This is a genomic window from Maritalea mobilis (assembly GCF_019800885.1).
GTDB classification, from domain to species: Bacteria; Pseudomonadota; Alphaproteobacteria; order Rhodobacterales; family Rhodobacteraceae; genus Roseibacterium; species Roseibacterium beibuensis.
On the sequence record NZ_JAHVKE010000004.1, the window covers coordinates 194,537 to 220,811 of the forward strand.

Genomic DNA, 26,275 nt, shown 5'->3' on the forward strand with positions numbered 1-26,275 from the left:
GAAGGGCTAGCAGCGTGGGGCGGCCGGGTCTAGCGAGGGCGATGCACGTGGGCCGACTGCACAAGGCCGAACGCGGCCATCAGCACCAGCATGGCCGAGCCGCCGTAGCTGACCAGGGGCAGGGGAACGCCCACAACCGGCGCAAGGCCCATGACCATCGCCATGTTGATCGCGAAATAGAGGAAGAAGGCCACCGCGATCCCCATCACCAGAAGAGAGGAAAACCGGTCGCGCGCCGTGACCGCGGTCACGATGCAGAAGGCGAGGATGAGGATGTAGAGCACCAGCAGCGAGGCCGCGCCGACGAAGCCGAATTCCTCGGCCAGCGTGGTGAAGATGAAGTCGGTGTGTTTCTCGGGCAGGAAATTCAGCCGCGACTGGGTGCCCTGCATGAAGCCGCGCCCGGTCCAGCCGCCCGACCCGAGCGCGATCTGGGATTGCGTGATGTGATAGCCCGCGCCGAGCGGGTCCGAGGTGGGATCGAGGAACGTGTCGATGCGGCGATACTGGTAATCCTGCAAGAGTTGCCACGACGTCCCGCGCGAGGCGAAGACCGCGCTGACCGCGCCCACGCCCGCGCCAATCACGGCGGCGAAATAGGCCCAGTGCACGCCCGCGATGAACATCACGGCCCCGCCCCCCATCAGCAGCAGGAGCGCGGTGCCGAGGTCGGGCTGGCGCAGGGTCAGATAGGTGGGCACGAGGATCAGCAGAACCGGGATCGCGACGTAGAGAGGGCGCGAGACCTTGTCGAGATCGAGCCAGTCGTAATAGGCGGCAAGGATCATCACGAGGGTGATCTTGGTCAGCTCGGAGGGTTGCAGGCGCATGAAGCCAAGGTCGATCCAGCGCTGCGCCCCCATCCCAACCGAGCCAAAGAATTCGACGTAGAGAAGCAGCAGGATCGACAGCCCGAAGGCCACGCCGGACATGTTGCGCCAGAACCAGACCGGTACCATGGCGATCACGAACATCGCCACAAGGCCGAGGCCGAAGCGCTGCATCTGCGGTTCGGCCCAGGGCGACATCGAGCCGCCGGCGACCGAGTAGAGCATCAGGAAGCCGACGCTGGCCACCGCGGTCAGCAGCAGGACCAGCGCCCAGTTCAGGTGCAGCGCCTTGCGCCACCCTGTCGGGGTCGACTTGACGTTGTATTCGAGAAAACTCATGCGCGGTCCCGTCCGTCACGACCGGGGCGGCGTGCCTCGCGGCCCGTGGGTTGGGGCGGCTCGGGCAGGATCGGCAGGCGTCGGTGCATCTCTTCGATCTCGCGGCGCTGGCCCACGGGGTAAAGCTCGGGCGGGGGCACGTCGCCCACCTGCGCGCGCAGCAGGATGTCCCGCGCGATTGGGGCGGCCACGGCAGACCCGCCGCCGCCATGCTCGACCACGACCGAGACCGCATAGCGCGGCGCCTCGACCGGGGCGTAGCCGACATAGAGGGCATGGTCGCGCCGTTCCCAGGGCAGGTCTTCGTTGCGGATCACGCCGGCTTCGCGTTCGGCGGCGGTGATGTTGCGCACCTGGCTTGTGCCGGTCTTGCCCGAGAAGGCGTAGGCATCCTCCATCACGCGGCTGCCAAAGGCCGTGCCGCGCCGGTCGTTGTTCACGGCCCACATGCCGCGATGGACGACGGCCAGATGCGCCGGGTCGATCCCGAGGTCGGGGGCCGGGGTGGCGGCCTCGGGCAGGCCGTCGATCGAGCGCACGAGGGTCGGGGCGATGGCGCGGCCGGTCGCGATGCGTGCGGTCATGACGGCAAGGTGCAGCGGCGACGACAGGACATATCCCTGCCCGATGGAGGCGTTCAGCGTGTCGCCAACCACCCAGTCGGCGCCGCGGTTGACGCGCTTCCATTCCATCGTGGGGGCAAGCCCCTCGGCGATCCCGGATAGCGGCAGATCGTGGCGCACCCCGCACCCCAGGCGGACCGCCATGGCCGAGATCGCCTCGATCCCGACGCGCTGGGCAAGCTCGTAGTAATAGACGTCGCAGCTCTCTGCGAGGCTTTGGACCATGTCCATGCGGCCATGCCCGCCCCGGCGCCAGCAGTGGAACCGGCGGTTGCCGACCTCGACGAAACCACCGCAGGAGATCGTCTCGTCCGGCGTGATGACCCCGGCCTCCAGCGCGGCCAGCGCGACGATCATCTTGTAGGTAGATCCGGGCGGGTAGAGGCCCTGCGTCGCCTTGTTGGCCAGCGGGCGATACGGGTCTTCGTTCAGCCCGCGCCACTGGGTGGTCGAGATGCCGCGCACGAAGAGGTTGGGGTCGAAGGTGGGGGCCGAGGCCATGGCGAGCACTTCGCCCGTGTCGCATTCCATCACGACAGCCCCCGCGCTTTCACCGGTCAGGCGCGCCTCGACGTAATTCTGCAGCCCGGCATCGATGGTCAGCTGAACATCCGATCCCGGTTCGGCGGGGTCGCGGTCAAGCTCTCGCATGACGCGGCCACCGGCATTCACCTCGACCCGGCGGGACCCGGCGCTGCCGCGCAGGGTCTGTTCCATCCGCGCTTCGACATTGTAGCGCCCGACCTGGAAATCGGGGATTTGCAACACGGGGTCGGTGTCGCCTGTCTGTTCGAGGTAATAGTCGCTGACCGGGCCGACATAGCCCACGACATGCGCGAAATCCGCGCCCATCGGGTAGACGCGGCTCAGGCCGACTTCGGGGTTCACGCCGGGCAGGGCGGGGGCGTTTACCGCGACGGAGGACAGCTCTTCCCAGCTCAGGCGGTCGGCGACTGTCACGGGCACGAAAGGCGGGCGGCGGTTGATTTCCTCGCGCGCGCGTTCCAGCGCCACGAGGTCGAGATTCACGATCCGGCCCAGTTCCGCGAGCACGGCATCGACGTCGCCCGCATCCTCGCGCACAACGGTGATGCGGTAGTTCTGTTCGTTCCCGGCCAAGAGCACGCCGGAGCGGTCGAAGATCAGGCCGCGCGCGGGCGGAAGCAGGCGGATGTTGATCCGGTTCTCCTCGGCCAGCAGGCGGAAATCATCGGCGCGTTCGACCTGCAGATACCGCATGCGCGCTGCCAGAACGCCGCCCGTGGCCACGAACAGGCCCCCCAGCACAAGGCTGCGGCGACCGATTCCACGGCTGCTTTGTTCGATTTCACCTTGGGTGCGCTTCATCGGGCGGGGGCCTTTGCCGGTCAGAGCGGTTCAAGCTCGGCAGGTCCGAGTTTACGCAATCGGAAAAGGTATTTCGAGACGGCGACGACAAGCGGGTAGATCGCGATGGTGACGATTGCGTGAGCCAGCGTCAGGCCAAGCGGCGCGAGATCGACGAACAGAACCCAAAGGATCAGGCGTTCGATCAGCACCATGGCAAAGATTGTGCCCCCGATGGCCGACCATTCCACGAGGAAGGGAAACTCGGTCATCTGCAGGCGTCGGCGGCGCAGGTATTCCGATCCGATGATCACCATCAGCGTCCACAGGCCGGGTGGGCGTTGCAGCAGGAAATCGGCGATCAGGAAAACGATCAGGATCGACACGATGGGCACGACGGCGGGTTGCCGGATCAGCCACGCGAAGGTCAGCGCGACCAGCAGATCCGGCCCGGGCAGGCCCGCGTCGGCCAGTCCCAGCGGCAACAGTCGCGCGATGATGATCGCACCGCAAAGTGCAATGAAAACAAATCGGTAGGTCCAGATATGGCTGGCCGAGGTGGGCGCGCTCACGGCTCGCCCTCCTCGGGCGCCAATTCGGCGGCCTCCGCGCCGGGCAGACCCGCATCTTCGATGATGGTCACGTCCTCGGCCGGTTCGCTGCCGGGCAGGGGCCAGGGCGGGCCGATCAGGTCGCCGGGGTCGTCCAGCGCCGTTCCGGGGTGGCTGCGCATCACGCGCAGGAAGCGCAACCGCGCGAGGTCGGCGGCCAATCGGGCGCGCAATCGCCGATCCGAGGTCACGACGACCTGCCCCACCAAAAGGCCCGGCGGAAACAGCCCGCCATCGCCCGAGGTGATGATCCGGTCGCCCGCGCTGATATCCTCGGGCGCTTCCAGGAATTCCAGCATCGGCGTTTGCGAATTATCGCCCATCAGAAGGGCCTGTTGCCCCGAGGGCTGGATGGTGACGGGGATGCGGCTGTTGGAATCGGTCAGCAGAAGGACCCGCGCGGTGCGCTCGCCCACGCCTGAGATTCGCCCGACCACGCCAAGCCCGTCCATCGTGGCCCAGCCATCGAGGATGCCGTCACGCGCGCCCACGTTCAGCAGGACCGACCGTCGGAACGGGCTGCCGCTGTCGGCCAGCACGATCCCGGTGATGAAGGTCAGTTCCGGGTTCAGTTGCACGCGGTTCAGGTCCAGCAGGCGCGCGTTTTCCTGCTCCAGTTGCAGTGCTGCCTCGCGCCAGGCCCGCATCTGCTGCAACTCGCGCCGCAATTCCTGGTTCTGCTCGAAAAGGCGCGAGTAGCTCTGGAAATCGTCCAGCATCCGGCCGAGGCCGGTCACCGGCCCCATCGCCCATTCCATGTTCGGCACGACCCGGTCGACGATGGCGGCGCGCATGCGTTCCACGCGCGGGTTGTCGATGCGCCACACGAGGATCAGGGCGATCAGGAACAGGATCAGCACCGCCAGCACGAGGCGACGGACGGGCCTGCCGTAGCTGTCATACCGTTCGCGTGCCATGGCGCTCCTTCAGACGCACCTTGGGGTGCGGGCCAGGGGCAAGGGGGTCAGCTGTCGTAGTCGATGGCGTGACGCAGGAGTTTTTCATACTCCAGCGCCTTGCCGGTGCCCAGTGCCACGCAGTTCAGGCTTTCGTCAGCGACCGAGATGGCAAGGCCGGTCTGTTCGCGCAGGGCAAGGTCCAACTCGCCCAGGAGCGCGCCGCCGCCCGTCAGCATCACGCCGCGATCCACGATGTCCGCGGCCAGATCGGGCGGGGTCGCTTCGAGTGCGCCCATCACAGCCTCGCAGATCTGTTGCACGGGTTCGGCCAGCGCTTCGGCCACCTGGGCCTGGCTGATCTCGGTTTCCTTGGGCACGCCGTTCAGCAGGTCGCGGCCCCGGATGCGCATGGACGCGCCGCGCCCGTCATCGGGCATGCGCGCCGTGCCGATCGAGGTCTTGATGCGTTCGGCCGTCGCCTCGCCGATCAAGAGGTTATGCTGGCGGCGCAGGTAGCTGATGATCGCCTCGTCCATGCGGTCGCCGCCGACGCGGACCGAGCGGGCATAGACGATATCGGCCAGCGACAGCACGGCCACCTCGGTCGTGCCGCCGCCGATATCGACGACCATGGAGCCGGTCGGGTCGGTGATCGGCATGCCCGCGCCGATGGCCGCCGCGATGGGTTCCGCGATCAGGCCGGCCTTGCGCGCGCCCGCGCCGAGAACCGACTGGCGAATGGCGCGCTTTTCCACCGGGGTCGCGCCATGGGGCACGCAGACGATAATCTTGGGCTTGGTGAAGGTCGTGCGCTTGTGAACCTTGCGGATGAAGTGCTTGATCATCTCTTCGGCCACGTCGAAGTCGGCAATGACCCCGTCGCGCATGGGGCGGATGGCCTGGATGGATCCGGGCGTGCGGCCCAGCATCAGCTTGGCATCCTCGCCAAAGGCAAGCGCCTTTTTCACGCCGTCCTTGACCTGGTAGGCCACGACCGACGGTTCGTTCAGGATGACGCCGCGCCCCTTGACGTAGACCAGCGTATTCGCCGTCCCGAGGTCGATCGCCATGTCCGACGAAAAGAGATTGCCCAACAAGCCGACCATGAGAATCCTGCCTTACTTCATTCAAAGCGGGCGCCCTGAGTCTGCAGGACGCCCGATAGAGAGTCGCATATAGACGCCGTGCCCCCTGCGCGGCAAGGGGGCGTGGCGCGCGCAATCAGCGCGTTTTCGCCGTTCCCGTCAGAACAGGCGCCGACAGGGAAGCGCAGGAAAACTCGAGTTTTCCTGCCCGAAAAACTCGAGTTTTTCGGCTCCCGGCCTTAGCCGACGTCCTTGTAGGAGACTTCCTTGACGTCCGACCCCAACTTTTCGCGCCGCACCTTCAGGCGGTTGAGCGCGTTGACATAGGCCTTGACGCTGGCCACCACCGTGTCCGTGTCAGCCGACTGACCCGTCGCGATGCGGCCGTCCTCTTCCAGCCGAACCGAAACGGTGGCCTGCGCATCGGTGCCTTCGGTCACTGCATGCACCTGGTAGACCTGCAACCGCGCCTCGGTCGGGTAAAGCGCCTTGACCGCGTTGAAGGCGGCGTCCACGGGCCCGTCGCCCGTCGCGGTCACCTGCTTGTCCTCGCTGCCCACGCGCAACGTCAGGTCCGCCGATTGCGGCGCCTCGGTGCCGCAGATCACGCGCAGGAATTTCAACTCCAGGTGATCGGCCTGGTCGGCGGCGGCGGCATCGGTGACCAGCGCGATCAGGTCGTCGTCGAAGACCTCTTTCTTGCGGTCGGCCAGCGCCTTGAACCGCACGAACAGGTCGTTGAGCTGGTTATCCACCATCTCGAAGCCGAGATCCTTCAGCTTAGCGCGCAGCGCGGCGCGGCCCGAATGCTTGCCCAGAGGCAGAGAGGTGCCAGCCAGCCCCACGTCTTCGGGGCGCATGATCTCGAACGTGTCGGAGGATTTCAGCATCCCGTCCTGGTGGATGCCGGACTCATGGGCAAAGGCGTTCTTGCCGACGATGGCCTTGTTGGGCTGCACGTTGAAGCCCGACACCGTCGAAACCCGGCGCGAGATATGCATGATCTTGGTGGTGTCGATGCCGGTGGTGAACGGCATGATGTCACTGCGTACGCGCATCGCCATCACGACCTCTTCCAGCGCGGTGTTGCCCGCGCGCTCGCCCAGGCCGTTGATCGTGCATTCGATCTGCCGTGCGCCGCCCTCGACCGCCGCCAGCGCGTTGGCCGTCGCCATGCCCAGGTCGTTATGGCAATGGGTGGCGAACACCACCTCGTCCGCGCCCGGCACCTCGGCGATCAGGCGCCGGATCAGATCGGCGCTTTCACGCGGGGCGGTATAGCCCACCGTGTCGGGGATATTGATCGTGGTGGCCCCTGCCTTGATCGCGATCTCGACCACGCGGCACAGGTAATCCCACTCGGTCCGCGTGGCATCCATCGGCGACCATTGCACGTTGTCGCAAAGGTTGCGGGCATGGGTGACCGTCTCATGGATGCGATCGGCCATCTCGTCCATCGTCAGGTTCGGGATGGCCCGGTGCTGCGGCGATGTGCCGATAAAGGTGTGAATGCGCGGGGACTTGGCGTGTTTCACCGCGTCCCAGCAGCGGTCGATATCCTTGAAGTTCGCCCGTGCGAGGCCGCAGATCGTGGCGCTCTTGGCCAGCCCGGCAATCTCGGAAACGGCGGCGAAATCGCCCTCGGAGGCGATGGGAAAGCCGGCTTCGATGATATCGACGCCCATCTCGTCGAGCAGGGCGGCGATCTCCAGCTTCTCGTCATGGCTCATGGTCGCGCCGGGCGACTGTTCGCCGTCGCGCAGGGTGGTGTCGAAGATCAGGACACGGTTCTTGTCGGTCATTTCGGAATTTCCTTAGCTGAGTGCGTTTCTCCGGCGCTGTCCCTCCCCTGAGCGGTCGCGCCGAATGGCACGCTCAGAGGCGGCTAAGGAGAAGCAGGCCAAGCAGGGCAAGCCGCGCGCGGGGGGCGGCGAGGGTCGTGATATGGGCCTGCGTGGTCATGGAGGCGGAGAATACGCATCCCGCCGCCGTTGAAAACCCCAAATGAAGGTCAACGCATTTGACCTGCCGGGCCACTGGACGTGCCCGCCCGCCGCCTTACCTGACCAGCCATGATTGATGCTCTTGTAATAGGTGCCTCGGGCGGGATCGGCTGCGCGATGGTAGATGAAATGCGCGCCCGTGGTGGCAATGTCACAGCGCTGTCGCGCGCCGAGGATGGATTGGACGTGACCGACCCGGCCTCGGTCGAGCGCGTGATGGGCGGGCTGGAGGGGCCGTTCCAGACGGTCTTCGTTTCGGTCGGCATCCTCGCACCCGAGGGTGCATCCCCCGAAAAACAGCTTTCGGCCATCGACCCCGCGCAGATGGCCCGCACCTTCGCCGTCAACACCATCGGCGTGGCGCATCTGCTGTCATACCTGCCACGGCTTCTGCCGAAACAGGGCCGCTCGGTCACCGGCGTTCTGACCGCCCGCGTCGGCTCCATCGGCGACAACCGTATCGGCGGCTGGCATTCCTACCGCGCATCCAAGGCGGCGCTGAACCAGATCGTGCACGGTGCCGCCATCGAGTTGAAACGCAGTCACCGCGACGCGATCGTGGCCGCGCTGCACCCGGGCACAGTCGCCACGCCCTTCACCGAAGGCTACGACCCCAAGTACGGCAAGCTCGCCCCCGAGGAGGCCGCGCGCAACCTCTGCGACGTGATGGAGCGGCTGACCGGCGACCAGTCCGGCGGTTTCTACGACTATGCCGGCAAGGAGATCATCTGGTGAGCGACACACCCCGCCTGATCCTCGTCCTCGGCGATCAACTCTCGCCCGAGTTGTCCGCCCTGGCCGAGGCGAACAAATCCCGTGACGTGGTTGTGATGGCCGAGGTCGCGGACGAGGCCTCTTACGTTCCGCACCACCCCAAGAAGATCGCCTTTCTCTTCGCCGCCATGCGCAAATTCGCGGCGCAACTGCGCGAGGACGGCTGGCGGGTCGAATACACGCGCCTTGATGATGCGCAGAATACCGGCTCCATCCCCGGCGAGCTTCTCCGCCGTGCCCAAGACACCGGCGCCAAGGAGGTGTTGGCCACGGAACCGGGCGAGTTCCGCCTGATCGCCGCGCTGGAAGAGTGCCCCATCCCCGTCCACCAGTTTCCCGACACGCGCTTCCTCGCCTCCCACACGGAGTTCGAGGAGTGGGCCGAGGGACGCAAGGAATTGCGGATGGAGTGGTTCTACCGCGAGATGCGGCGCAAGACCGGCCTCCTGATGGACGCCGACAAGCCCGAGGGCGGCAAGTGGAACTATGACCACGACAACCGCAAACCCGCGCCCGACAGGATCACCTTCGGCGGGCCGATGCAGTTCACCCCCGACGACACGGTCGAAGAGGTGCTGGACCTCGTCGAGCGCCGCTTCGACAATAATTTCGGCACCCTCCGCCCCTTCTGGTTCGCCACCGACCGGGTACAGGCGCGGCAGGCGCTCTCGCATTTCATCCGCAACGCGCTGCCCGATTTCGGCGACTACCAGGATGCCATGCTGGCCGAGAACCGGTTCCTCTACCACTCGGTCATCTCGATGTACCTGAACGCGGGCCTGCTGACGTGGCAGGAGATCTGCGAAGCCGCGGAAGACGCCTACAAGAACGGCGACGCCCCGCTGAACGCGGTCGAGGGTTTCATCCGCCAGATCATCGGCTGGCGCGAATACATGCGCGGCATCTATTTCCGCGAAGGCCCGGACTACACCCGCAGGAACTGGCTCAACCACCAGCGCAAGCTGCCCGGTTTCTACTGGGATGCGCAAACCGACATGCTCTGCGTCGCCAAGGCCGTCGAACAGACAAGGGACGAGGCCTATGCCCACCACATCCAGCGCCTGATGGTGACGGGCAATTTCGCACTCCTCGCAGGGATCGACCCGCACGAGGTGCATGAATGGTATCTCGCCGTCTATGCCGATGCCTATGAATGGGTCGAGGCCCCGAACGTGATCGGCATGAGCCAGTTCGCCGATGGCGGCATCGTCGGCTCGAAACCCTATGTCTCGGGCGGCAATTACATCAACAAGATGTCGAACTACTGCAAGGGCTGCGCCTATGACGTGGCCACCAAGACGGGCGAAAAGGCCTGCCCTTTCAACTACCTCTACTGGGCCTTCCTGCATCGCCACCGCGACCGCTTCGGCAAGAACCCCCGCATGGCGCAGATGTATCGCACCTGGTCGCGCATGTCGGACGAAAAGCGTCAGGCCACGCTCGACAGCGCCGAGGCATTTCTCGACCGCATGTCCAGGGGCGACCGCATCTAGATCGCCGCATGTCGCACAACGATACCCCTCGCACTGTGCAGCCCGTCACAGGGTACCTGCGCCGGCGTGGAGTTGATCGCGCCGCGCCGCGGCAACAGCTCCTGTGTCACGAAACACACGCGTGACAGGAGGTATCCCATGTCCACACCGAAGCTCGCCGTCATCTATTACTCGACCTACGGCACCAACCACCAAATGGCCGAAATCGCCGCCGAGGCCGCGCGCGAGGCCGGGGCCGAGGTGCGCCTGCTGCGCGTCCCCGAAACCGCACCGGCCGAGGTCGTGGCAGGTCAGGACGCCTGGGCGGCGCAGGCCGAGAAAACCGCCGACATTCCCGAGGTCACCCATGCCGACATGGAATGGGCCGACGGCTACCTCTTTTCCGCGCCCACCCGGTATGGCGTCGTGGCCAGCCAGCTGCGCGCCTTCATCGACACGCTTGGGCCCCTCTGGATGGAAGGCAAGCTCGCCAACAAGACGGTCAGCGCCATGACCTCGGCGCAGAACGTGCATGGCGGGCAGGAAACCACCCTGCAATCGCTCTACACCACCGTGATGCACTGGGGCGCGATCCTCACCGTTCCGGGCTACACCGACCCGGTCCTGTTCGAGGCCGGCGGCAACCCCTACGGTGTCTCGACCCAGGCCGGCGACGTGAACGACAAGATCAAGGCTGCCATCCGTCACCAGGCCAAGCGCCAGGTGGAGTTGACCGCCAAACTGGTCTGACAAGGGCGCGGGCGGACAAGGCAAAGCCCCGACCCGCCCCATCTTTATCCCTCAAATATGCATCGCGCGCGATAGCGCGCCAGCGCCGGGCAGGGCTCGATGCCCTGCCCGACGCTTCCCCGGTCGACGCGCGGCACGCGCGGCGAAACCCCTCTCGTCTATTCCCACCAGGGGTCAACACGGGCGATATCGTCATCGGACCAGCCGAAATGATGCGCCAACTCGTGCACCAGCACATGGCCGACCAACTCGCCGAGGGTCACGTTCCCCCGATCCGCCCATTCATCCAGGATCGGACGCCGGAACAGCCAGATCGTGTCCGGCCCCATCGGCTGATCCATCACCGATTTTTCCGTGAGCGGGATGCCGTCATAGAGGCCCGTCAACTCGAACGGGCTCTCCATCTCCATCTCGCGCAGCATGTCCTCGGGCGCGAACTCCTCGACCCGGAGCACGACCGCGCGCGCCGCCCCCGCATAGACCTCGGGCAGCGCATCGATCGTGGCCAGCGCCAGCGCCTCGATCTCGCCCAGCCCGGGCGCCTGCCAATCGGCGATATCCCATCCCTCGCTCATGCCCGACTTATGGACTTTGCTGCGCGCATGTGAAAGAGGACGCAGCGTTCCAACACGAGGCCCCGAGATGACCGTCACCCGCTTTGCGCCGTCGCCCACCGGCTACATCCATGTCGGCAACCTGCGCACCGCGCTGTTCAACTTCCTGATCGCGAAAAAGGCGGGCGGGACCTTCATCCTGCGCCTCGACGATACCGACCCGGACCGCTCCAAGCCCGAATATGCCGACGCGATCCAGGAAGACCTCGAATGGCTCGGCCTGACCTGGGACCGGCTGGAGCGTCAGTCCGACCGCCTCGACCGCTACGCCGCCGCCGCGGACGAGTTGCGCGAAAAGGGCCGGTTCTACGAGGCGTGGGAGACGCCGACGGAACTGGACCTCAAGCGCAAGAAGCAACTGAACATGGGTCAGCCGCCGGTCTATGACCGCGCCGCCTTGAGGCTCAGCGACGAGGAAAAGGCCAAGCTGCGCGCCGAGCGTGGCGCCGGCGTCTGGCGTTTCAAGCTCGATCACGAGCGGATCGAGTGGGACGACGGCATCCTCGGCCCGCTCTCCATCGACGCGGCCAGCGTGTCGGACCCGGTGCTGATCCGCGCCGACGGGCAGGTGCTTTATACCATCGCCTCGGTCGTCGATGACACCGACATGGGCATCACCCATGTCGTGCGCGGCTCGGACCACGTGACCAACACCGCGACGCAGATCCAGATCATGGCGGCGCTTGGCCATGACGCACCGAATTTCGCGCATCATTCGCTTCTGACCGGCCCGCAGGGCGAGGCGCTGTCGAAACGCCTCGGCACGCTGTCCCTGCGTGACCTGCGCGCGGCGGGGATGGAGCCCATGGCGCTCTTGTCGCACATGGCGCGCATCGGGTCCTCGCAGCCGGTGGAACTGGCCGGGTCCATCGACGAACTGGCCGAGGATTTCGACCTTGACCACTTCGGCTCGGCGCCCACCAAGTTTGATGTGGACGATATCTGGCCCCTTTCGGCGCGCTACCTGCATGGGCTGGACTTCGACACGGTGAAGGAAGAGATCGCCGCGCTGGGCGTGCCCGCCCCCCTCGCCCCGACCTTCTGGGACGTGGCCCGCGCCAATATCGAGACCCGCGCCGACCTGCCCGGCTGGTGGGCGCTCTTCCGCGACGGGGCGACGCCGCTGGTCGCCGCCGAGGACCGCGAGTTCGTGGCCCAGGCCTTCGACATGCTGCCCGAGCCGCCCTATGACGAGACCACCTGGTCCAACTGGACCACGGCGGTCAAGGAAGCGACCGGCCGCAAGGGCAAGGGCCTGTTCATGCCGCTGCGCAAGGCGGTGACGGGGCTGGAACGCGGCCCGGAAATGGCCGACGTGATGCGCCTTCTGCAGAAGAAGCCCAGTCTTTAACGGGAGTCGACGGGCTGCGCGGGGGCGATTTCCGGCTGGACTTCGCCTTTGTGCAACAGGGTCCACATAATCCTCAAAGCCGCTCACCCACCAACCGCACCACCGTTTTCCTCGAGGAAAACGGCCCGGAAAACTCGAGTTTTCCGCCCGCCTGAAGGCGGGGCAGACGCCAGACGCCGCGTGCGCGCAGAAAGCAGTCGGTGCGCGCAAACGAGTCCTTCACCACGCGACTAGTGCGCGAAGACGAGCGAAATCGTCCCCACCAGGACAAGGCTGAGCGCCCATACGATGTCCAGGTTGAACCAGCCTTTCGACAGGAAGCGCAAGCCGAGCCAACGGTAAACGCCGTATGCGATCGCCCCGCCCGACACCGTCATGGCCAGGGTATGCGACACCGCGACCGCCACGGCGACACTGGCGTTGCCGGTCATGAGTTCAGAGGCCGCCGCGTGCCCCGCATCGGTTTCGATCGTTCGGCAGATGCCAAGGTAGATCGGCACCAGCATCAGCCCCGCGCCATGGGCCATCGCTGCGAGGAAAGACCACAGCGCAAGCCGCGACGGCGGCACCCGGGCGAGAAATCGCGGGTGCCGGCGATTGACCAGAAGGTAAAGGCCAAGCGCGATGACGAGGCAGGCCGCGCCGATCTGGATCTCCCTTTGCCACTCGGCCAGGAACAGAAGGGCCGTGAAGGGAAACAGGATCGCGGCCATCGCAAGGAGGTGCCCCCCCGCCAGCGCCAGCAGCGCCTTGAAGAGGCTCCCTTCGTTGCGATCCATCAACGCGGCGGAAACCGCCAGGGGCCAGCCCATGCCGGGATTGACCCCGTGATAAATGCCTGAGGCGACAACGGCCCACCACAGGGCCGTTGCCGTATCGACGCCCTCCACGCGTCAAACGGAGGGGTAACAGAAGCTGTCGGTCGAACAGTCACCCCCTTCGAGGCGGATCTGGTGGCTTCGGTAGCCTTTCGGGAACTCGATGTAGAAATCGGTGTCGAGTTCCAGCCCTCCGCCCTCGCCGACATTGGCCATCACCATCTGGCCGCCCTCGTCCCCGGGATAGAACTGGTCGTCCCAGGTCGAATAGAGCGAGTTGGTCCAGTAGACGCGTTTACCGTCGCGGCTGATCTCGACCATCTGCGGCCCGTAGGCAAAGTCCTTGCCGTTGGGGTGTTTCGTCCCCCGCGCGATCCCGCCGATCTCGACCTTGCCGGCGAGCTTGGGGTTCATCGGGTCCGAGACATCATATTGGTGCATTTCGCCCAGGCCCCAGCAGGCGACGTAAAGGTACTTGTCGTCGAGGCTGAGGTCGATGTCGGTCACCAGCGGCGGCACCGCCTCGAACCCCTGCAAAAGCGGCGGAAGGTTCTCGGCTTTCTCGGGGCGCGGGTCGATAGTGATCGTTTTCTTCGCCTCGAAGCTGCCATCGTCCTTTTGCCACCACGTGAAGATCGCGCCTTGCAGGTTGGTGGCGTCGACGACGACCCCGCAGAACCCGTAATCCTTGGCCGGATCGTGTGCGGGCCGGATTTCCAGCGCCATCTGGTGGTTGGCCCCGAGGTCGATGGTCTGCACGTTGCGGCGTTCACGCAGGTTCCAGAAATGGATCTTGTGGCCGTATTTGTTCGACAGCAGGTCTTCGGCGACGATGCCGTTCTCGAATTGCGGCGGCAGGCCCCATTCGGAACTCACCATGTAATCGCGCGGCAGGTTCCACCAGAAATCGTAATGCTTGTCCTGCTCGCCCCGGTCCATCTCGTAGCGGCCGAGGATCTCGAAGGTCTCGCAATCCATGATGAAGATACCCGGCGGTCCATCGGTGCCGTCCGCGCCGCCACCGCCGAGCGTGGACACGTAGATGCCCTCGGGCCCGCAATGGATGGTATGCGGGCGGGAATAGCCGGTCCTGGCGAAGACCTCTTCGGGTTCGATGATCTTGTGGATCTTTGCCTCGCGCGGTTCCCTCACGTCGATGACGTAAATCCGCGAGGACCGGATGCCGGGAATGATGAGATAGCGGCGTTCAAGAAACGCGTGACCTGTCAGTGGTGAGAGCGCCGAGGAACAGGCGTTCCAGCCGAAGTGGTGAAACTCGTCGCCCTTGTTGGGCATGATGAGCTGGTGGACGATCTGCCCGTAGGTCTTGGACGACGGGTCGACATCCACGACGGCCAGGCCATCGGGCTGCGAGCCGTCGGGACTGAGCATCAGCGTGAAGGCGAGCGTTTCCGCCGGCGCCTCCATGGCAAGCTTCGGGGTCGCGTGGAACGTGGGGTCGGGTCTCAGGTTCATGGTCGGCTCCTCCCAGGCCAGTGTTTTCATGCACTGCTCGGGGTGCTCTGCGACACCTTGAGGCATAGCGTGGCACGAATCTGTGGGCCCGGTAAACGTTTCGATGCGGGGTGGCCCGAGCCACAGGTCGTCCCGTGGCCGCCTTGGGGGCATGGCAGGCATTTGCGGCATCACCACCGAACCGGAGGCGTCGCCCGTGAAATCCGGCGTGCCCGCCGGGGCGTCGCGCCGTTTTCCTCGAGGAAAACGGCCCGGAAAACGCGCGTTTTCCGTCCGCCTAAAGGCGGGTCAGCCGCCGCACGCCGAGGGTCCGCAGGGCGTCGTCCACGAAGAGGGTTTCGTCGATCGAAAGCGTCTGGTGGCGGGGGTAGATCGGCTCTCTCCGGTCGTCGAAGACGGGGGCCTCCCAGCCATGCGTCGTCTCGAAAAACCGCCGCGCGCCCGCTTCCCCGAACTCGCGCAGGTAGCCCTGCACCACCGTGTCGAGATAGCTGAGAAGGATCGGGTGTTCCTCGGACCCGTCGGTGTGATGCTCGGGCTTGGTGGCGTAGATCTGCACCGAGACCGGGGCGGGGTGATCATGATCGATGCGCTCGACCGCGTGGCGGTCATAGGCGTATTCGCGGGCATCCAGCGCCGCCCAGTCCGCGCTGGGGACGGCGGCGATCAGCCCCTCGATCTCGGCGCCGTCCTCGCGCATGGCGGTCAGAAACGCCACCTGCCGCAGCCGCGTGCGTTTCCACGTCCGCGCCCATCCCGTCACCCGCGCCTTCGCGGGGTTGGGGAAATCGTGGGTCGCACGGTTCACGAGGCTGCCATAGCCGAAGAAGAACGGGTCAGGGGTGCTGTCGGACATGGTCGTATCTGTGGCCCAATGCGTCGAGTCTGTGCAAGGCCCCTTGCGAGGGCGCGCATTCCCGCTATTGTGCCCCGCATCCGCGAGAGGGAGACGCTGGCACCGCAGAACACCGGGGCCAGGGCCGAAGGAGCAACCGCCCCGGTAAACTCTCAGGCAAAGGGACCTGTTGCGGACCAAGACTCTGGAGAGAGGCGCGCATCGCCGCGTCCGCCGAAGGGATAACGATCTCAGGCGAAGGGACAGAGGGGGCATCGGACGGGCGCAACGGCGCCTTGGGAAACGATGCCGGGTGCGTCCCGGGGAGATTGGGGGCGACATGGCCGATACGGGGACCGCGACCGGGGCCGATCTGACGGAACTGCCGCTCAAGGCGCTCCATGCCGAGCAGGGGGCGAAATTCGTGCCCTTCGCCGGGTGGGAGATGCCGGTGCAATTCGCCGCCGGGGTCATGGCCGAGCACCTTTGGTGCCGCGAGAAGGCCGGGCTGTTCGACGTCAGCCATATGGGGCAGCTGCGCCTGCCCTTGGCCGCTGATGCCGCGCTGGAAACCCTTGTGCCGGTGGATGTATTGGGCCTTGCGCAAGGCCGCCAGCGCTACGCGTTCTTCACCAACGAGACGGGCGGCGTTCTGGATGACCTGATGATCGCGCGCCGCGCCGACGACCTGTTCCTTGTCGTCAATGCGGCCTGCCGTGACGCCGACATCGCCCATCTGCGCGCCCATATCGACGGGGTCGAGGAGATCACCGACCGCGCGCTTCTGGCGCTGCAAGGGCCGCTGGCCGAGGCCGCCCTGGCCGAGCTGCTGCCGGGTGTCACGGGTATGCGCTTCATGGACGTGGCCGTGATCGAATGGCAGGGCGCGGCACTGTGGCTCTCGCGCTCGGGCTACACGGGCGAAGACGGGTTCGAAATCTCCGTGCCCGCCGACATGGCCGAGGCTTTCGCCCGCGCGCTTCTGGCCGATGACCGGGTGGCGCCCATCGGTCTTGGCGCCCGCGATTCGCTGCGGCTCGAGGCGGGCCTGCCGCTTTACGGGCAGGAAATGACGCCCGGGATTTCGCCGGTCGAGGCCGGGCAGGGCTGGGCGATCCAGAAGGTCCGCCGCGCGGGCGGCGCCCGCGCCGGGGGCTTCCCCGGGGCCGAGGTGATCCTCGGCCAGCTTTGCAATGGCGCGCCGCGCCGCCGCACGGGCCTGCTGCCCGAGGGGCGTGCGCCGATGCGGGCCGGCACCCCCGTTTTCGACAGCGCCGAGGGCGGCGCGCAGGTGGGCATCGTCACCTCGGGCGGGTTCGGCCCCTCGTTGGGCCAGCCTGTTGCGCTGGCCCTGATCGATGCCGCCGTGCCCGCTGACGCCCCGCTCTGGGGCGAGGTGCGGGGCAAGCGCCTGCCGGCCGCGCAGGCCAGGCTGCCTTTCGTGACACCCGGCTACAAACGCTGACAGATCCTTTTTGCCTCAACCCCCAAGCCAGATGAGGGACAGATGAAGTTTACCGAAGATCATGAATGGCTCCGCCCCGATGGTGACGTGATCGTCGTCGGCATCACCGAACATGCCGCGACGCAATTGGGCGACGTGGTGTTCGTCGAACTGCCCGAGGTCGAGACGCAGGTCGCCAAGGGCGACGAGATCGTGGTGATCGAAAGCGTCAAGGCGGCCTCAGACATCGTGGCCCCGCTGGATGGCGAAATCGTCGAGGTGAACGAGACGCTGGCCGACAACCCCGGCCTCGTGAACGAGGACCCGACCGGAGAGGCGTGGTTCTTCAAGATCAAGATCGACGACATGGCCGCGCTGGACGACTTCATGACCGAGGACGAGTACAAGGATCACATCGGCGAGTGATCCGCAGCCGTCGGGCCACCGGGGGCCAGCCCCCGGACCCCCGGCATATTTAAAGGATAAAGATGGGGGCGGTCGCGCCCGCATCGTCACCGCACCCCCGCCAGACCCGAGGATGACAGGCCCATGCCCTGGACGATTTCAGACTACGCCCCGACCGATTTCGCCAACCGCCGCCATATCGGCCCCTCGCCACAGGAGATGGCCGAGATGCTGGAGGTCGTGGGTGCCGACAGCCTTGATACGCTGATCGACCAGACCCTGCCGGGCTCGATCCGGCAGAAGACCCCGCTCGACTGGGATCCGATGTCGGAGGCCGAGTTGCTGGAGCACATGCGCGGCATCGCGGCGCTGAACAAGCCGATGGTTTCGATGATCGGGCAGGGCTATTACGGCACGCACACGCCGCCCGCGATCCAGCGCAACATCCTGGAAAACCCGGCCTGGTACACCGCCTACACGCCCTACCAGCCCGAGATCGCGCAGGGCCGGTTGGAGGCGCTGCTGAATTTCCAGACCATGGTGGCCGATCTGACCGGGCTCGAGATCGCCAATGCCTCGCTGCTCGACGAGGCGACGGCCTGCGCCGAGGCGATGGTCATGGCCGAGCGCGTGGCGAAATCCAAGGCGCGCGGCTTTTTCATCGACGAAAATTGCCACCCGCAGAACATCGCCGTGATGCAGACCCGCGCCGCGCCGCTCGGCATCGAGGTGATCGTGGGCGATCCCGCCGATCTGGACGCCTCGGCAGTCTTTGGCGCGATTTTCCAGTATCCGGGCACCTACGGGCACCTGACCGATCCGACGGCCCAGATCGCGGCGCTGCACGAGGCCAAGGCCATCGCCATCATGGCGACCGATCTGCTGGCGCTGACGCTGTTGAAAGAGCCGGGCGCGATGGGGGCCGATATCGCCGTGGGCAGCGCACAGCGTTTCGGCGTGCCGATGGGCTATGGCGGGCCGCACGCGGCCTTCATCGCCTGCCATGACAAGATCAAGCGCGCGCTGCCGGGCCGCATCATCGGCGTCTCGGTGGACAGCAACGGCAACCGCGCCTACCGCCTGTCGCTGCAAACCCGCGAGCAGCATATCCGCCGCGAGAAGGCCACCTCGAACGTCTGCACGGCGCAGGCGCTTCTGGCCGTGATGGCCGGGTTCTACGCGGTGTTTCACGGGGCAAAGGGGCTTCATGCCATCGCGCAGCGCGTGCACCTGAAGGCCGCGCGGCTGGCCGCCAGCCTGCGGGCCGGGGGCTACGCGCCCGAGAACAAGACCTTTTTCGACACGATCACCGTGCCGGTGGGCGGCATGCAGCACCGCATCATGGCGGCAGCCGTGGCGCGCGGCGTGAACCTGCGCGACGTTGGCGCGGACAAGATCGGCATCTCGGTGGACGAAACCACGACCGAGGATCAGCTCGAAGCCGTCTGCCGCGCCTTCGGCGTGCTCTTTGCCGGGCCGCAAACGCTGCCGGCGATCCCCGACGCGCTCCTGCGCGAGAGCGACTACCTGACCCACCCAGTCTTTCACATGAACCGCTCCGAGGCCGAGATGACGCGCTACATGCGCCGCCTCGCCGATCGCGACCTGGCGCTGGACCGGGCGATGATCCCGCTGGGGTCCTGCACGATGAAGCTGAACGCCGCGGTCGAGATGATGCCGATCACCTGGCCCGAGTTCGCCTCGCTGCATCCGTTCTGCCCGGCCGACCAGGCCGAGGGCTATGCCGAGATGCTGGAGGACCTGTCCTCGAAGCTCTGCGAGATCACCGGTTACGACGCCATGTCGATGCAGCCCAATTCGGGCGCGCAGGGCGAATATGCCGGGCTGTTGACCATCTCGGCCTATCACCGCGCGCGGGGCGACATGGATCGCACCGTTTGCCTGATCCCGGTCTCGGCGCATGGCACCAACCCGGCCTCGGCCCATATGGCGGGAATGGAGGTGATTGTCGTGAAGGCCGCGCCCAACGGCGATATCGACCTGGACGATTTCCGCGCCAAGGCCGAGGCCGCGGGCGACCGGCTGGCCGCCTGCATGATCACCTATCCCTCGACCCATGGCGTCTTTGAAAAGACCGTGCGCGAGGTCTGCGAGATCACGCATGCCCATGGCGGGCAGGTCTATCTCGACGGGGCGAACCTGAACGCGATGGTGGGCCTGTCCAAACCCGGCGAGATCGGGGCCGATGTCAGCCACCTGAACCTGCACAAGACCTTTTGCATTCCGCATGGCGGGGGCGGACCCGGCATGGGGCCGATCGGGGTCAAGGCGCACCTGGCGCCCTTCCTGCCCGGCCACCCGGAAACCGGCGGAACCGAGGGTCCGGTCTCGGGCGCGCCCTTTGGCTCTGCCTCGATCCTGCCGATCTCCTATGCCTATATCCGGCTGATGGGGGGCGAGGGGATCACGCAGGCGACCAAGGTTGCGATCCTGAATGCCAACTACATGGCCGCACGGCTGCGCGATGCTTACCCGGTGCTCTATACCGGCAAATCGGACCACGTGGCGCATGAGCTGATCCTCGACACCCGCCCGATGGCCGAGTGCGGCGTCACCGTGGACGATATCGCCAAGCGGCTGATGGATTACGGCTTCCACGCGCCGACCATGAGCTGGCCGGTCGCGGGCACGCTGATGATCGAACCGACGGAATCCGAGCCCAAGGCCGAACTGGATCGTTTCATCACCGCGATGCTGTCGATCCGCGAAGAGGCCCGCGCCATTTCCGAGGGCGAGATCGCCATCGAGGACAGCCCCCTGCGCCACGCGCCGCACACGATGGACGACCTGGTGCACGAATGGGACCGCGCCTATTCCCGGGAAGAGGCCTGTTTCCCGCCCGGTGCCTTCCGCGTCGACAAGTACTGGCCGCCGGTCAACCGCGTCGACAATGCCTATGGCGACCGGCACCTGGTTTGCACCTGCCCGCCGGTGGAAGACTACATGGAAGCCGCCGAGTAAACCGAGGGCCGCCCCGCACCACCGGGGCGGCCCCGCCCGCCCTCAAGGGCGCCATTTCCCGTGTTCGCGCTGCACGCGCTTCACGCCGCGCACCATCTTGCCGAAGGCCTTGTCACCCGCGCGCCGCTCGGCCAGCGAGGCCGAGTTGAAGCGGTCTTCGGCGGCCAGTTTGCGCCAGCGATCAAGACGTGAGGGCGCGATCTCGCCGGCCTCGACCGCCGCCAGAACGGCGCAGCCCGGTTCGGTCTCGTGCTGGCAATCGTTGAACCTGCATCCCGCCGCCAACGCGGTGATGTCGGCGAAAACGTCCTCGATCCCGCGTTCGGCATCGGCCAGTTGCAGCTCGCGCATGCCGGGCGTGTCCAGCACCGCGCAGCCCTCGGGCGTGATGTGCAATTCGCGCCGCGTGGTGGTGTGCCGCCCCTTGCTGTCATCCTCGCGGATGGCCTGGGTGGCCACGCGATCCGCATGGAATAGCGCGTTCACCAGCGTCGACTTTCCCACCCCGGAAGAACCGAGGAAGGCCACCGTCTGCCCCGGCCTGCACCAATCCGACAGGGCTGCGACGGGTTGTTCGCTCAGCGCGTTGACGGCCACGACCGCCACCCGGTCCGAGATCGCCCGCGCCGCGTCGAGATAGGGGGATACGTCCTCGCAGAGGTCGATCTTGGTCAGCACGATCACCGGCGTCACCTCGGCCTCGAAGGCCAGCGCGATGAACCGTTCCAGCCGCGCCACGTTGAAATCAAGGTTGCACGAGGTCACGACAAAGGCCGTATCGACATTGGACGCGATCAGTTGAAGCTTGCGCTCCTTGCCGGGGGCGCGGCGGGAAAACAGGCTCTTGCGATGCAGGACCCGGCTCTGGCGCGGGGCGTCAGCCTCGAACAGCAGCCAGTCGCCCACCGTGGCCTCGGGCCCTGGCGGGATCAGCGTGTCGATGCCGTCGCCGATGACATGCAGGCCATTGCGATGCACTTCGACGACGCGCACGGGCGGCGTCCGCGCCATGTCATCGACGGTGGTTTGCTGCGCGAAGAACGCCTGCCAGCCCAGCCGGGAAAGCGCCGTCTGCGCCTTGGAGGTGCCGGGGCTTGCCTTGGCGGATGTGGGAAGGAATTGGGAATAATCCCGAACCATTGTCTCGATCTTTCATGATCTGGCCCGGAGAGAAGGGCGATGTGGTCAAGTGGGGAACAGGTGCAAAACGACTCTCTTCACGCCGAAGGCGCGCGTCGCTCAAAGCCTGTTTTGCGATGGGAGGCACCTTTGCCTCCCCACTTCACCGGGACATGAAAGCTCCATGGTTGTGGTGTCAGGGATAGGCCGCGGCGCGGGGCCTGTCAATTTCCGCATCGCGTGACCGGGCTTTCCCCCTCAGCGCGACCGCCCGAACCGGCCATACAGTCCATCCAGCGAGTAGGCCTGCGCAGGGGCCGCGTGCACCTCGTTCACCGAGTCCGGATCACTCGGCAGACAGTCGGGGCCGCAGATCTGGCGGATATCGCCCGTCTGGCCATCGACATACCACAGCCGCCCGCCCGGCGTGCCGACCCAGCCGTTCACGCCCATGCGCATGTCACCCTCGACATCCTGGATCGACGGCACCTCGTTGTCATAGGGCCGCGCCCAGGCGGCATGGGTGTGCCAGGACGAGATCGCGCGTACGCCGTCTTCCAGCGGCAGCGACGCGCAAGAGGCATGCCCCCCCCAACTGACCTTGGTCGAACTGAAATTGCCGTCGCGATCCACCAGCAGGAAGCCGCAGACCTCGCGGTTGAACCGGATCGAGAGTTGGTTCATCGCCCGCATCAAGCCCATCATGTATTCCGTTTCCTCGGCGCTTTGCGCGGTGGCGGTCGCGGGCGCGCTCAGCGCAAGACCCGCGGCAAGGGCGAGGGTGGCAAATCGGCGCATGAAGGGGCTCCTTTCCAACTCTGCAAGGGGAATGATACGCAAGAATTGGCTCGGCACCAGTAAAAGGCGCGTTGTCTTGACATAGATCACTGGACCTGGGGCCGCGGCACGCTAGCCTCCGCTTCACCAAAGAACTCAGGAGGCTCTGACGTCATGACCCGAACGGAAGTGTTCGACAAGGCCGCCCCCGTCGAAGACGAGGACGACACCGAACTGCTCAAAACCTTTAACACCTGGGGGCGGAGGGCAATGTTCTTCTGCATCTGGGCGGCGATGGCCATTCCGGTCCTTCTCGTCATCTACGCCCGGCTGTCCGGCTAAGGCGTCTCAACACTTTTCCAAACATCATTGATCACCAATGCCCCGGACGTGCCCCTGGCGCGACGGGCATTGGTGCTTTTTCCTGTATAGTCTCCATGGGCGCCGGGCGCGGTCAGATCGCGGCCCAATCCGTGAACCGGAACGGCTTGGGGGCCGGGCGATCGGGCAGGGGGGCTGCGGGGCCGGATGGGCGGGGCGTGTGGGCCGTGGCGGGCATCGGTCATCTCCTTCGATCTATGGCTTGGCGCCGATATGCGGCGGGCAATGATCGAAGGGTGCGGGTGGCTGCCCGCGACAGGCAATATCGCGGGCCGGTTATCCGATAGCGGGGCGCAAGGCCCGGTGGGCTGGTGCGCCTATTCCGCTGCGGGCGGGGGGCCGAAACGGCGCGTTTCCACGGTCAGGACGCCGCCCGCACCGGCCTCGATGATCGCCAACTGGCCATAGGTCACGGGCGTGGCTTCGCCGTCCAACCCGAACGTGTCCCAAAGCCGCCCGAGATTGCCGGTATTGCCGACCCAGATCACCGAGCGCCCCGCCGCAAGGCCGGGCAAGGTGTCGGGCACCGTGTCAGGGTCGATCAGCGTCATCTCGATGCCGCGCGCTTCGGCCAGCGGGCGGGCGCTGTCCATGTTGCGCGGCAGGTCATGGGTGAAAATCGCGTCCAACGGCACGTCGGCTATGGCCTCGACCAGTTGCTCGGCCCGGCGAATGCCCATCAGGTTGAGATTGCCGTCATCGCGGTCCATGTGGCGTACCAGCACGATGCGCGTGCCTTCGGGCAGAGTACTGCCTGTAACGGCATCGCCGCCGCCCCCCAGCCCAAACGGCATGCAGGCGGTCAGCCCCGCCACAAGCCCAAGCGCCAGGGCGGCGCGTCGTGTGAACCCTGTCATGATGTCAGCCCCCAAATGGCGGGCCGCCCATCACGGCCCGTCGTCAGGTTAGCATCCCGATCCGTTTTGGCAAAAGCCCCGCCGCGTCAGGCCGTCTGCGCGGCGGCATGTCCCTGAACGAAGGCCACGATATCGCGCGTGGCACGCGCGCCCGCGATGCGTCCACGTTCCTGCCCGTTCTGGAACAGGATCAGCGAGGGGATCCCGCGGATGCCATAGCGCTGCGTGGCGTCGGCATGGACCTGCGTGTTCACCTTGGCCAGCCGCGCGGTCGGCACCAGCTCTTTCGCGGCGGCCTCGAACTGGGGGGCCATCATCCGGCAGGGCCCGCACCAGGGCGCCCAGAAATCCACCAGCAGGGGCAGGGTGTCCGTCCGCTCCGCCTTGCGCAGGGTCGCGGTATCGATGTCGTGCACGCGCGGCTCCATCAGCTTGGCGCCGCAGGTGCCGCATTTCGGATTCGCCGAGAGCTTGTCGGCCGGCACGCGGTTCACGCTGGCGCAGGACAGGCAGGTAAGCTTGTGATCGGCCATGGCGGGCCTCCTGTAATTGACTTGGTCAATATATCGGATGTCCTGCGCAGCCATGCAAGGGGCCCGGTGACCCGCCATGAAAAAGGGGCGCTGCCCGAGCCGGGCGCGCCCCTTTCGAATTCGTCGCGACTGCGGGCCTTACTGGGCCTGCAGGTTCACCGCGCTCTCGCGACCGTCACGGCCGGCTTCCAGGTCGTAGCTGACCTTCTGGTTGTCGGCGAGGCCGGTCAGGCCAGACCGCTCGACAGCCGAGATGTGGACGAAAACGTCCTTGCCGCCCGAGTCGGGTGCGATGAAGCCGTAGCCTTTGGTGGTGTTGAACCATTTCACGGTGCCAGTGGCCATATCCGTGGTCTCCTAGTCTTTTGTTCTCCGCCCGCGAGATTGCGGCGGCGTGGCGTCAGTCGGTAGCAGGGTCGAGACTGAAGCCTTGTGTAGAGGAGACAGTTGGTCGAGTGCGGTAACGATCGCACCGCACATATGGGCGGAGTCGCTTGCGAAATCAAGGAAAAGCTACGTTCCAGCAGCCCGTCGGCGCCGTTTGGCCGATAAAAAAAGGGCAGCCGCAGCCGCCCTTTCCAAATGTCGCTCGGCGGCGCGGTGCACCGCCGGGTCAGCCTCAGACCAGCGCCAGGTTGACGGCGCTTTCGCGGCCGTCACGGCCGGCTTCGAGGTCGTAGGTGACCTTTTGCCCGTCCGACAGGCCGGTCAGGCCCGAGCGTTCCACGCCCGAGATATGGACGAACACGTCCTTGCGGCCGTTCTCGGGCTCGATGAAGCCGAAGCCTTTGGTGGCGTTGAACCATTTCACGGTGCCATTGGCCATCGTGAGATCTCCTCAAATGAATGCCGCCCGCAGAATGCGGCGGCCCGGCTCAGTCAGTGCAAGATCGAAAGACTGTGGCCGGTGAGGGAGAACAGCAGGTCGAAAGAGAATAACAGTGCACCCGCCTCATGGACCCTGTGCGCGCGGAACACAAGCGATAGTTGTAGAGACCTGGAAGAAAGCGACGTTCGACAGCCTCCTGTGTCGTTGAAAGTTGACAGTGGCAATCAAGTGGTGCATCTTTCCGCGTCCTCGGGCCTTGCCCGACCACCAGACAGGAGATCGACCGACCATGAGCCTCGACCGTGCCGTTCTCGCCTTTGCCGGCGTGATGATCCTTCTCAGCGTGGCCCTGACCGTCTGGGTCAGCCCGCTTTTCATGTGGTTCACCGTCTTCATCGGGCTGAACATGCTGCAATCGGCCTTCACCGGCTGGTGCCCGGCGGCCATCGTGTTCAAGAAGCTCGGCGTGAAAGAGGGCTGCGCGTTCAGCTGAGGCGTTCACTGCGTGTTAACCGGCATGGGTCATCCTGTGCCCATGCCGAATTACCGCCGCCCCAGCCCGTCCCCCGTCCCCGTGTTCTTCACGGTCTGCCTTGCGCAGCAGGGATCGACGGCGCTTATCGACCATCTCGACATCTTGCGAGAGGCCGTGCGCCTGACCCTCAGGGACCGCCCCTTCGACATCCTCGCCTGGGTCGTCCTGCCCGATCACATGCACGCGGTCTGGCGCTTGCCGGAAAGCGATCCGAACTATTCCCAGCGTTGGGGGCGGATCAAATCGCGGTTCACCAGGGATTTGCGCGTGCGATTGCGTAGACCGGGCCTTGGCCCGGAGTCGTTTCCAACCGAATTTCCAGAAATCGCAAAGGGCAGGTTTGCCGGGCTGAAGCCCGGTCTACAGACGGACAAGCGCGAGCGGGCGGTTTGGCAACGCCGATTCTGGGAACACCATTGCCGCGACGACCGCGATCTTGAGGCGCACATCCGCTATTGCTGGGGCAACCCGGTCAAGCACGGGTTTGTCACCCGTCCTGCGGACTGGCCTGCATCCTCGATCCACCGCGATATCCGCTTGGGCCGGGTGGAGCCGGAATGGCGCGGCTCCGTCCCCGACGGCGACTTCGGAGAGGCCGCGTAGGGCG

26 protein-coding genes and 1 riboswitch are annotated in these 26,275 nt (G+C 65.9%); of the genes, 10 read left to right on the forward strand and 16 right to left on the reverse strand.

Going from position 1 to position 26,275, the window contains the following annotated elements; translation table 11 throughout:
• Positions 1-29: 29 nt before the first annotated feature.
• The 6 genes from rodA to KUV65_RS15380 form a co-directional block, all read right to left on the reverse strand.
• On the reverse strand, positions 30-1,169 hold the full coding sequence (gene rodA, locus KUV65_RS15355; RefSeq protein ID WP_222191601.1) for a rod shape-determining protein RodA: 1,140 nt from the start codon (positions 1,167-1,169) through the stop codon (positions 30-32).
• Positions 1,166-3,139: a penicillin-binding protein 2 gene (mrdA, locus tag KUV65_RS15360; protein WP_222191602.1), complete on the reverse strand. Its 1,974-nt coding sequence runs from the start codon at positions 3,137-3,139 to the stop codon at positions 1,166-1,168. The genes rodA and mrdA overlap by 4 nt, the downstream gene beginning before the upstream one ends.
• 20 nt (positions 3,140-3,159) lie before the next feature.
• Positions 3,160-3,690: a hypothetical protein gene (locus tag KUV65_RS15365; protein ID WP_222191603.1), complete on the reverse strand. Its 531-nt coding sequence runs from the start codon at positions 3,688-3,690 to the stop codon at positions 3,160-3,162.
• Entirely contained in the window at positions 3,687-4,646 is a 960-nt protein-coding gene (gene mreC / locus KUV65_RS15370) for a rod shape-determining protein MreC (RefSeq protein ID WP_222191604.1), read from the reverse strand. The genes KUV65_RS15365 and mreC overlap by 4 nt, the downstream gene beginning before the upstream one ends.
• Before the next feature lie 47 nt (positions 4,647-4,693).
• Entirely contained in the window at positions 4,694-5,734 is a 1,041-nt protein-coding gene (locus tag KUV65_RS15375; RefSeq protein ID WP_222191605.1) for a rod shape-determining protein, read from the reverse strand.
• A 218-nt stretch (positions 5,735-5,952) separates the two neighbouring features.
• The gene (locus KUV65_RS15380) at positions 5,953-7,515 is read right to left on the reverse strand and encodes a 2-isopropylmalate synthase (protein WP_222191606.1); all 1,563 of its coding nucleotides are present in this window, start codon (positions 7,513-7,515) and stop codon (positions 5,953-5,955) included.
• Positions 7,516-7,785: 270 nt separating this feature from the next.
• On the opposite strand from KUV65_RS15380, the gene KUV65_RS15385 reads away from it, so the two are divergent.
• The 3 genes from KUV65_RS15385 to wrbA all read left to right on the forward strand — a co-directional run bounded on the left by KUV65_RS15385 (position 7,786) and on the right by wrbA (position 10,712).
• The gene (locus KUV65_RS15385) at positions 7,786-8,451 is read left to right on the forward strand and encodes an SDR family NAD(P)-dependent oxidoreductase (protein ID WP_222191607.1); all 666 of its coding nucleotides are present in this window, start codon (positions 7,786-7,788) and stop codon (positions 8,449-8,451) included.
• A complete protein-coding gene (locus tag KUV65_RS15390; RefSeq protein WP_222191608.1) occupies positions 8,448-9,983 on the forward strand; it encodes a cryptochrome/photolyase family protein in 1,536 nt (511 codons plus the stop codon). The genes KUV65_RS15385 and KUV65_RS15390 overlap by 4 nt, the downstream gene beginning before the upstream one ends.
• A 138-nt stretch (positions 9,984-10,121) precedes the next feature.
• On the forward strand, positions 10,122-10,712 hold the full coding sequence (wrbA, locus tag KUV65_RS15395) for an NAD(P)H:quinone oxidoreductase (protein ID WP_222191609.1): 591 nt from the start codon (positions 10,122-10,124) through the stop codon (positions 10,710-10,712).
• Positions 10,713-10,870: 158 nt separating this feature from the next.
• On the opposite strand, the gene KUV65_RS15400 is transcribed toward wrbA, so the two are convergent.
• Positions 10,871-11,287, reverse strand: coding sequence for a metallopeptidase family protein (locus KUV65_RS15400; RefSeq protein WP_222191610.1), 417 nt, complete (start codon positions 11,285-11,287; stop codon positions 10,871-10,873).
• A gap of 67 nt (positions 11,288-11,354) precedes the next feature.
• Here KUV65_RS15400 and gltX point away from each other — a divergent pair, with 67 nt between their 5' ends.
• Entirely contained in the window at positions 11,355-12,677 is a 1,323-nt protein-coding gene (gene gltX, locus KUV65_RS15405; protein ID WP_222191611.1) for a glutamate--tRNA ligase, read from the forward strand.
• Between the two features lie 230 nt (positions 12,678-12,907).
• Here the strand turns inward: gltX and KUV65_RS15410 are convergent, their stop codons facing one another.
• From KUV65_RS15410 to KUV65_RS15420, 3 genes are all read right to left on the reverse strand, one after another.
• Positions 12,908-13,489, reverse strand: coding sequence for a hypothetical protein (locus KUV65_RS15410; protein WP_261331829.1), 582 nt, complete (start codon positions 13,487-13,489; stop codon positions 12,908-12,910).
• A gap of 81 nt (positions 13,490-13,570) precedes the next feature.
• Complete coding sequence (locus KUV65_RS15415) at positions 13,571-14,971, reverse strand: selenium-binding family protein (RefSeq protein WP_222191613.1); 1,401 nt, start codon at positions 14,969-14,971, stop codon at positions 13,571-13,573.
• A 277-nt stretch (positions 14,972-15,248) separates the two neighbouring features.
• Positions 15,249-15,827: a gamma-glutamylcyclotransferase family protein gene (locus KUV65_RS15420; protein WP_222191614.1), complete on the reverse strand. Its 579-nt coding sequence runs from the start codon at positions 15,825-15,827 to the stop codon at positions 15,249-15,251.
• Positions 15,828-15,904: 77 nt separating this feature from the next.
• Positions 15,905-16,005: riboswitch (glycine riboswitch) on the forward strand.
• A gap of 141 nt (positions 16,006-16,146) precedes the next feature.
• Here KUV65_RS15420 and gcvT point away from each other — a divergent pair.
• The 3 genes from gcvT (at position 16,147) to gcvP (ending at position 20,637) form a co-directional block, all read left to right on the forward strand.
• Positions 16,147-17,271, forward strand: a complete 1,125-nt coding sequence (gene gcvT / locus KUV65_RS15425) for a glycine cleavage system aminomethyltransferase GcvT (RefSeq protein ID WP_222191615.1) — start codon at positions 16,147-16,149, stop codon at positions 17,269-17,271.
• Positions 17,272-17,313: 42 nt separating this feature from the next.
• Positions 17,314-17,676: a glycine cleavage system protein GcvH gene (gcvH, locus tag KUV65_RS15430; RefSeq protein ID WP_222191616.1), complete on the forward strand. Its 363-nt coding sequence runs from the start codon at positions 17,314-17,316 to the stop codon at positions 17,674-17,676.
• A gap of 123 nt (positions 17,677-17,799) precedes the next feature.
• Positions 17,800-20,637: an aminomethyl-transferring glycine dehydrogenase gene (gcvP, locus tag KUV65_RS15435; protein ID WP_222191617.1), complete on the forward strand. Its 2,838-nt coding sequence runs from the start codon at positions 17,800-17,802 to the stop codon at positions 20,635-20,637.
• A gap of 42 nt (positions 20,638-20,679) precedes the next feature.
• Here the strand turns inward: gcvP and rsgA are convergent, their stop codons facing one another.
• Both rsgA and KUV65_RS15445 read right to left on the reverse strand, forming a co-directional pair.
• Complete coding sequence (gene rsgA / locus KUV65_RS15440; RefSeq protein WP_222191618.1) at positions 20,680-21,777, reverse strand: ribosome small subunit-dependent GTPase A; 1,098 nt, start codon at positions 21,775-21,777, stop codon at positions 20,680-20,682.
• 237 nt (positions 21,778-22,014) lie between these two features.
• On the reverse strand, positions 22,015-22,554 hold the full coding sequence (locus KUV65_RS15445) for a DUF4329 domain-containing protein (protein ID WP_222191619.1): 540 nt from the start codon (positions 22,552-22,554) through the stop codon (positions 22,015-22,017).
• Positions 22,555-22,707: 153 nt separating this feature from the next.
• Here KUV65_RS15445 and KUV65_RS15450 point away from each other — a divergent pair, with 153 nt between their 5' ends.
• A complete protein-coding gene (locus KUV65_RS15450) occupies positions 22,708-22,875 on the forward strand; it encodes a hypothetical protein (RefSeq protein WP_222191620.1) in 168 nt (55 codons plus the stop codon).
• A gap of 356 nt (positions 22,876-23,231) precedes the next feature.
• Here the strand turns inward: KUV65_RS15450 and KUV65_RS15455 are convergent, their stop codons facing one another.
• The 4 genes from KUV65_RS15455 to KUV65_RS15470 form a co-directional block, all read right to left on the reverse strand.
• Positions 23,232-23,771, reverse strand: a complete 540-nt coding sequence (locus KUV65_RS15455) for a histidine phosphatase family protein (RefSeq protein ID WP_222191621.1) — start codon at positions 23,769-23,771, stop codon at positions 23,232-23,234.
• 86 nt (positions 23,772-23,857) lie between these two features.
• Positions 23,858-24,304 carry a thioredoxin family protein gene (locus KUV65_RS15460; RefSeq protein WP_222191622.1) on the reverse strand — a complete coding sequence of 149 codons (447 nt, stop codon included), beginning with the start codon at positions 24,302-24,304 and terminating at the stop codon, positions 23,858-23,860.
• A 138-nt stretch (positions 24,305-24,442) separates the two neighbouring features.
• On the reverse strand, positions 24,443-24,649 hold the full coding sequence (locus KUV65_RS15465; protein ID WP_222191623.1) for a cold-shock protein: 207 nt from the start codon (positions 24,647-24,649) through the stop codon (positions 24,443-24,445).
• Positions 24,650-24,923: 274 nt separating this feature from the next.
• A complete protein-coding gene (locus KUV65_RS15470) occupies positions 24,924-25,130 on the reverse strand; it encodes a cold-shock protein (RefSeq protein WP_222191624.1) in 207 nt (68 codons plus the stop codon).
• 292 nt (positions 25,131-25,422) lie between these two features.
• On the opposite strand from KUV65_RS15470, the gene KUV65_RS15475 reads away from it, so the two are divergent.
• Both KUV65_RS15475 and KUV65_RS15480 read left to right on the forward strand, forming a co-directional pair.
• Positions 25,423-25,626, forward strand: a complete 204-nt coding sequence (locus KUV65_RS15475; protein WP_222191625.1) for a YgaP family membrane protein — start codon at positions 25,423-25,425, stop codon at positions 25,624-25,626.
• A gap of 24 nt (positions 25,627-25,650) precedes the next feature.
• A complete protein-coding gene (locus tag KUV65_RS15480) occupies positions 25,651-26,271 on the forward strand; it encodes an REP-associated tyrosine transposase (RefSeq protein WP_261331830.1) in 621 nt (206 codons plus the stop codon).
• The last annotated feature ends 4 nt before the right edge of the window (positions 26,272-26,275 follow it).